This is a genomic window from Pseudoxanthomonas sp. UTMC 1351 (assembly GCF_040948865.1).
In the GTDB taxonomy this organism is placed as follows: Bacteria; Pseudomonadota; Gammaproteobacteria; order Xanthomonadales; family Xanthomonadaceae; genus Pseudoxanthomonas_A.
In genome coordinates this window covers 1-6,649 of record NZ_JAVGJT010000057.1, presented here as the reverse complement: position 1 = coordinate 6,649, position 6,649 = coordinate 1, and the positions used below count along the sequence as shown (strand labels likewise).

8 protein-coding genes are annotated in these 6,649 nt (G+C 60.4%); 5 read left to right on the top strand and 3 right to left on the bottom strand.

Annotation, left to right across the window (positions count from 1 at the left end; genetic code table 11):
- Positions 1-142: 142 nt before the first annotated feature.
- Positions 143-430, top strand: coding sequence for a DUF3247 family protein (locus AB6O04_RS20455; protein WP_368566264.1), 288 nt, complete (start codon positions 143-145; stop codon positions 428-430).
- A gap of 40 nt (positions 431-470) precedes the next feature.
- A complete protein-coding gene (locus AB6O04_RS20450) occupies positions 471-665 on the top strand; it encodes a CPXCG motif-containing cysteine-rich protein (protein ID WP_368566262.1) in 195 nt (64 codons plus the stop codon).
- A 9-nt stretch (positions 666-674) separates the two neighbouring features.
- Here the strand turns inward: AB6O04_RS20450 and AB6O04_RS20445 are convergent, their stop codons facing one another.
- Positions 675-887, bottom strand: a complete 213-nt coding sequence (locus AB6O04_RS20445; protein ID WP_368566261.1) for a hypothetical protein — start codon at positions 885-887, stop codon at positions 675-677.
- A 114-nt stretch (positions 888-1,001) separates the two neighbouring features.
- On the opposite strand from AB6O04_RS20445, the gene AB6O04_RS20440 reads away from it, so the two are divergent.
- Together AB6O04_RS20440 and AB6O04_RS20435 are read left to right on the top strand one after the other, a co-directional pair.
- The gene (locus tag AB6O04_RS20440) at positions 1,002-2,306 is read left to right on the top strand and encodes a sorbosone dehydrogenase family protein (protein WP_368566260.1); all 1,305 of its coding nucleotides are present in this window, start codon (positions 1,002-1,004) and stop codon (positions 2,304-2,306) included.
- 84 nt (positions 2,307-2,390) lie between these two features.
- Positions 2,391-2,828 carry a hypothetical protein gene (locus AB6O04_RS20435; protein ID WP_368566259.1) on the top strand — a complete coding sequence of 146 codons (438 nt, stop codon included), beginning with the start codon at positions 2,391-2,393 and terminating at the stop codon, positions 2,826-2,828.
- 403 nt (positions 2,829-3,231) lie between these two features.
- Here the strand turns inward: AB6O04_RS20435 and AB6O04_RS20430 are convergent, their stop codons facing one another.
- On the bottom strand, positions 3,232-5,079 hold the full coding sequence (locus AB6O04_RS20430) for an ABC transporter ATP-binding protein (protein WP_368566258.1): 1,848 nt from the start codon (positions 5,077-5,079) through the stop codon (positions 3,232-3,234).
- Between the two features lie 152 nt (positions 5,080-5,231).
- Positions 5,232-5,804, bottom strand: coding sequence for an NADPH-dependent FMN reductase (locus tag AB6O04_RS20425; RefSeq protein WP_368566256.1), 573 nt, complete (start codon positions 5,802-5,804; stop codon positions 5,232-5,234).
- Positions 5,805-5,881: 77 nt separating this feature from the next.
- Here AB6O04_RS20425 and soxR point away from each other — a divergent pair, with 77 nt between their 5' ends.
- Positions 5,882-6,346, top strand: coding sequence for a redox-sensitive transcriptional activator SoxR (soxR, locus tag AB6O04_RS20420; protein WP_368566255.1), 465 nt, complete (start codon positions 5,882-5,884; stop codon positions 6,344-6,346).
- Positions 6,347-6,649: the final 303 nt, after the last annotated feature.

Genomic DNA, 6,649 nt, shown 5'->3' with positions numbered 1-6,649 from the left:
GTCGCGATGAAGCTCTACCGGTAGAGCTTCATCGCGACTCACGTCGCTCCTACAACGATGGCTATGCCGACGCTGAACCACGTTCACAAACGCTTACACCCCGCTGGGTAAGTTGGCCGACGGGAGGCAATGAGCGGCAGCGATGAAAGAGGTTCCCAAACTCGTGTATACCAAACAGAAAGACTTAGAACGTCTTGAAGCGCGCATTGGCCAACTTCCGGACGAAGCCATCGTGAGAGTGCAATTGCTTAACGGGCAGCAGGTCGAAGGTGTGGTGTCGGTCCGGCCCAGCATGCAGGTATTTCGTAATGATGAAGGTGTGGAAGGCTTCAACGCGGTCGTACGCATCGACGATCGGAAGGATCCGGCGCGGGCCTATTACCTATGGATGGACCAGATAGACGAAATTCTGCGGTTGGGTTCCGATTGACGTGATCAAGACAACTATCTGACCCCAACCCTGGAGCACGATGTCCTCGCTACCCACTGCCGATATCCATTGCCCGTACTGCGGCGAGATCATTACGGTCTTTATCGATGATTCCGCGGGCGACCAGCGATACATCGAAGACTGCCAGGTTTGTTGCCGTCCCATTGTCATCGACGTGGCGTTGGATGAAGACGGCTCGCCTCGGATCAGCGCGCGCAGTGAGGACGAAACCTGATTGTATTCATCAGTGTCCTGGACTGGTGACGTCCTGGTCCGGGTAGTCCTTCTCCGGATCGCGTTCGTCGCGGCCGTTCGTGTGATCGGGTTGATCGGGTTCTTTGCGTTTGGCCTTATCGTTCCGATACTTGTCGGGAGTATTCGGTGTTTGCTGGTCGCTGCGGTGGTTTTCTCGCGGTGTTCTTCCAGGCATCGTCTGACTTTCCTTGCGGAAGTTCATTGATTCTAGCCGCGAGGATGTCATCGCTACGCGAAACCAGATGCATGCCGGCTTGACGCATTTTTTCCAGCCGTACTTCTAACCTGCAACCTGAATCAACGCAGGAGCCGGCCGATGCGCAAGCAGACCGTGGCCCTGGCCGCCAGCTTGGCGCTGGTATCGCTGGGTTGTGCACAGCATCCCGGTGCCGTCGTCGAAACCGGCCCGCAGCCGGTGTTGCCTGCCCCGGACAAGCAGCAGATTCCAACCGTTAATATCGCACCGGCGGTGGGATGGCCGCAGCGCGCCGCGCCCGCACCGGCGTCCGGCCTCGCCGTGGCGCCTTTCGCCAAGGATCTTGATCATCCGCGTTGGTTGTACGTGCTGCCCAACGGCGATGTACTGGTGGCGGAAACCAACGCCCCGCCCAAGCCGGCCGAGAAGGGCTTGCGCGCCTGGTTCATGAAGCGGGCGATGAAGAAGGCTGGCGCAGGCGTCCCCAGCGCCAATCGCATCACCTTGTTGCGAGATGCGGATGGCGACGGCGTCGCCGAAACCCGCAGTGTGTTTCTGCAGAATCTGTTCTCGCCATTCGGCATGGCGCTGATAGGCGATCAGTTGTACGTCGCCAACGCGGATGCAGTGGTGCGTTTCCCCTATCGTCAAGGAGACCGCAGCATCAGCGCGGCGCCGGTAAAGGTCGCCGATCTGCCGGGCGGCCCAATTAATCATCACTGGACCAAGAGCCTGGTCGCCAGCGCCGATGGCAAACGGTTGTATGTGGGCGTGGGTTCGAACAGCAACGTCGGCGAGAACGGCATGGAGAACGAAGTTGATCGTGCGGCAGTGCTGGAAATCGATGTTGCTACTGGGCACCGGCGCGTGTTCGCATCGGGGCTGCGCAATCCGGTGGGATTGGCCTGGGAGCCGAAAACCGGAGCGTTGTTCGCGGTGGTCAACGAGCGCGATGAGATAGGCGATTACCTGGTGCCGGACTACCTCACCTCGGTGCGGGAGGGCGCCTTCTATGGTTGGCCTTACAGCTACTACGGTAAGAATGCCGATGAGCGGGTGAAGCCGCCGCATCCCGATCTGGTGGCCCGGGCCGTCGTTCCGGATTATGCGCTGGGCGCTCATGTCGCCGCGTTGGGATTGGAGTTCTATACAGGCCATCTTTTGCCGGAGAAACACCGTGGAGGTGCCTTCATCGGATTGCACGGCTCTTGGAACCGCAGCGAGCCCGCGGGTTACAAAGTGGTGTTCGTGCCCTTTGTGGATGGCCGCCCACAAGGCGAAATCCAGGACGTGCTGACGGGCTTCCTGGATGACAAGGGCAACGCACGCGGCCGGCCGGTCGGCGTGGTCACCGACAAGGCCGGTGCTTTGCTGGTGGCCGATGATGTGGGCAATATCGTCTGGCGGGTGACGCCGAGCAGATAATCCGGATTTCTGCGATGTAAGCGCCATGACGCTTCTAGCAGGCGTATGCTCGCCGCGTTCAGTCGACGCCTAGGGGGCATGAAGATGGACAACAGTCTCGCATCCGTACGTCCAAAGAGTTTCTGGGTTATCGCCATTGTCGCGCTGCTGTGGAATCTGCTGGGTGTGGCGATGTTTCTCATGCAGGTCACCGCGTCGCCCGAGATAGTGGCCGCCATGCCTGCCAAACAGCGCCAAGTCTACGAGGCCACGCCAGCGTGGTTGAACATCGCTTTTGCGATTGCGGTCTTCGGTGGTGTGCTCGGTGCGCTGGGGCTGCTGCTGAAGAAGCGTTGGGCGGTCACCTTCTTCCTGATTTCTCTGCTGGCTTTGCTGGCGCAGATAGTGGGCGCCTACGCCGCTACACCGGTGTGGGAGGCGTATGGGCTGGCGGGTTTGGCGATGCCGGTTTTGTTGGTGGTGATTGCGTTGTTGCTGTGGGTGTATGCGCGCAAGGCGACGATACGGGGTTGGTTGGATTGATTTTTGGGTTGGCCGGTTATATGGGCCGTAGCGGGCACTTGGAGTAGCGTGCGCTGCGCGCACGATTCTGCTAACCGAATGCTCCGGATCGCTTGGTCGTTCCTGGGTTCTTAGTATTGTTGGCGCTGGCACGGTTAGTTCATCGGGCCTGATGATCTACGCGCTGCCGCGGGCGTCACTTTGACCAGCCATTCGGCTGTTGAAGAGCGCCTCTTTGCCTACTTTCTTTGCACGAGCAAAGCAAAGTAGGGCCCGCGGCAGGCGCGTAGATCATCAGCTCCTATGAACCGCCCGCGCCAGCGCCAAGCGTCTGAAGAGCGACGAAGCAATCGACGCATCTGGTTACCAGGATCGTGTGCACAGCACACGCTACGGCTCGGCGCTATCGGGCTATAGCAAACAACTAAACCTCAACCTGCTCCAAATCCACCCCAATAAACCCACCCGACTGCCGCCGCCACAACGCCGCATACAAACCATCCCGCTGCAGCAACTCCTCATGACTGCCGGTTTCGATGATCCGACCTTCATCCATAACCACCAACCGGTCCAACACCGCAATGGTGGACAACCGGTGTGCGATGGCGATGACCGTCTTGCCTTCCATCAGTGTGTATAGCTGCTCCTGGATGGCGGACTCCACTTCCGAGTCCAACGCCGAGGTCGCCTCATCCAATACCAGGATCGGTGCATCCTTCAGCAACACCCGCGCGATGGCAATGCGCTGGCGTTGCCCGCCGGAGAGCTTCACTCCGCGTTCGCCCACCTGCGTGTCGTAGCCGACGCGGCCTTTGGCATCGGTCAGCAGATTGATGAATTCGTCCGCATGCGCGCGCTGGGCGGCTTGCACAACTTCTGCATCGGTGGCATCCGGACGGCCATAACGGATGTTGTCGTGGATCGACCGATGCAGCAGGGACGTGTCCTGCGTCACCATGCCAATGTTCCGGCGCAATGATTCCTGGGTGACCTTGGCGATGTCCTGGCCATCGATCACGATGCGGCCGGACTCCGGATCGTAGAAGCGCAGCAGCAGGTTCACCAACGTGGACTTGCCCGCACCGGACCGGCCCACGATGCCGACTTTCTCGCCGGGCTTGATCGTCAAGGTCAGGTCTTCGATGACGCGGGCCTTCCTGCCGTAGTGGAAATGCAGGTGCTCGAAACGGAGCTCCCCATGCTGCACCGCCAGTTCCTTCGCATCAGGCGCATCGGCAATGGCCAACGGCTGGGCGATGGTGCCGATGCCGTCCTGTACGGTGCCGATGTTTTCGAACAAGCCGGCGACTTCCCACAGTATCCAGTCGGACATCGAGCGGATGCGCATCGATAGTGCGATAGCCACGGCGATGGCCCCCAGCGTGATGGAGGATTGCAGCCATGCCCAGATCGCGACGCCGGCCACGCTGGCCAACAGCAACGCATTCAGGCTGTGCAGGCTGACGGTCAGTTGGGTGACCAGGCGCATCTGTCCGTGCACGGTCTGCATGAACTCGTCCATCGCTCCGCGTGCGTAGTCCTGCTCGCGCATGGTGTGGGCGAACAGCTTGATGGTCTGGATATTGGTGTAGCTGTCGACAATGCGGCCGGTCATCTGCGCGCGGGCATCGGATTGGGCCACCGATACTCGTTGCAGGCGCGGCACGAAATGGAACAGGATCAGCAGGTAACCCACCAGCCACAATCCCAGCGGCAGGGTCAGCCACATGTCGGCGCGGCCCACCAGTACCACGGTTCCCACGAAGTAGACGATGACGTAGACGAACACGTCCATCAGCTTCATCACCGATTCCCGCAGCGACAGGGCCGTCTGCATGACCTTCTGCGAGATGCGCCCGGCGAATTCATCCTGGAAGAACGACACGCTCTGCCGCAACAGGTAACGGTGCGACAGCCAGCGCGCGATCATCGGATAGTTGCCGAAGATGGTCTGGTGGATGATCAGCGACTGCAGCAGCACCAGCAGCGGATAGAGCAGTACCACCAGCAACGCCATGCCCAGCAACTGGCCGCCATGGCTAGCCATGAATCCCGCGCGGTCTGCCTTGCCCAGCCAGTCGACCAGCTGTCCCATGAAGTCGAAGAACACAATCTCCAGCACGGAGATGGCGGCTGTCAGCACCGACATCGCCAGCAGCCAAGGCAGCAGCGGGCGCGAGTAGTGCAGTAGAAAGGGGATCAGCCCCTGTGGCGGGGTGGTCGGCTCGTCTTTGGGATAGGGATCGATCCGTTGTTCGAAGAATCGGAACATGCGTGAACCTGGTGATGTGGCGCATAGATCGCGCCTGGGGGAGGGAATATGTGGGCATCGCGTTGCGCGTCGTACTGGATGCGTAAAAACGATAATCCCTTCGTTTTTTATGGGTCTTGCGCTTTCGACCTGCTACTTGGATGCGTGTCGCTTCAGCCGCCTGGGTACGGCCAAGCTGCGCGTGCCTGCCTCAACGCATGCCCCAGCCAAGCCAGCTGATCCAGCATGGTGGTTGCGGCTGCGGCGCAGGCATCCGCATTCTGCGGCTGCCCCTGGGCATCGAAACGGTTCCATGCCATCGGAAAGCTCACCGCATTGCGTACCGTCACCGCGTGCAGGCCGGCGAACACCTGCCGCAGCTGTTCCACCGCCCGCGAACCGCCACTCATGCCGCCGTACGACACGAAAGCGATGGGCTTGGCCTGCCAATGCGCGTGGACCGAATCGATTAGATGTTTCAACGCAGCGGGATAGCCGTAATTGTACTCCGGCGCAACTACCACGAAGGCATCCGCGCGCCAGATACGTTGTTGCAGATTGACCAGGTCGGAACTGGGCGCGCCGCCATGACGCGCAGGCAGATCGAGCAGAGCGGGATCGATGCTGTCGACTTCGTAATCCTTGCGGTGGTCGATCCTGGACCGAATCCAGTTGGCGACCGTGTCGCAGAACCTGCCTTCGCGGGTGCTGCCATAGATCAAAGCGAGGTGAAGCTTGGGGGTCATGGAGGTCATCGGTTGCCAATCGTTGCGGCACAGGTTAAAACCTCAACTAATATTGAGGTCAAGCGGAGATCAGGATTATGGCGGCGGCCCAAAAAGCACATGCGAAAGTGGAGATGGAACTGACGGTAGGCGAGGTGGCGGCACGCGCCGGCGTGGCGGTGTCCACGCTGCATTTCTACGAAGCCAAGGGGTTGATCCGCAGTTGGCGAAATGCCGGCAACCAGCGTCGCTACCCGCGCGAGGTGCTGCGGCGGGTGGCGGTGATCAAGGTGGCTCAGCGCACTGGAATTCCATTGGCGGAGATCCAAAAGGCATTGTCGTCACTGCCGGAAGGCCGCACGCCGACGGCGGCGGACTGGAGCCGCCTGTCTTCACGCTGGCGCGCGGACCTGGACGAGCGCATTGCACGGCTGACACAGCTGCGCGACCACATGGATAGTTGTATCGGGTGTGGTTGTTTGTCGTTGAAGGTTTGTCCGTTGCGGAATCCGTTGGATGAGTTGGGGGAGGAGGGGCCGGGGGCGCGGTTGTTGGAGGCTTAGGTGTTTGGGTATTAGTTTCGCTTCTTGCTTCTTGCTTCTTGCTTCTTGGTTCTCGGCGCTGACGCGGGTTGTCCGCTAGCACTGATGATCTACGCGCCTGCCGCGGGCATCACTTTTCTTTGCTCGTGCAAAGAACAAGTAACCAAAAGAAACACGCCCCTGGCGGCGCGCCCTTCGGGTACGTGTCGCCGGTGGGAATTTTCGGAAGGTACATCCATGTACCTGCCGAAAACGCCGCGCGTCGTGCGCGGCGCCCCAAGGGGTTGTACCCACCGTCGCCACCGCGCCTTAAAGGGGACCCCA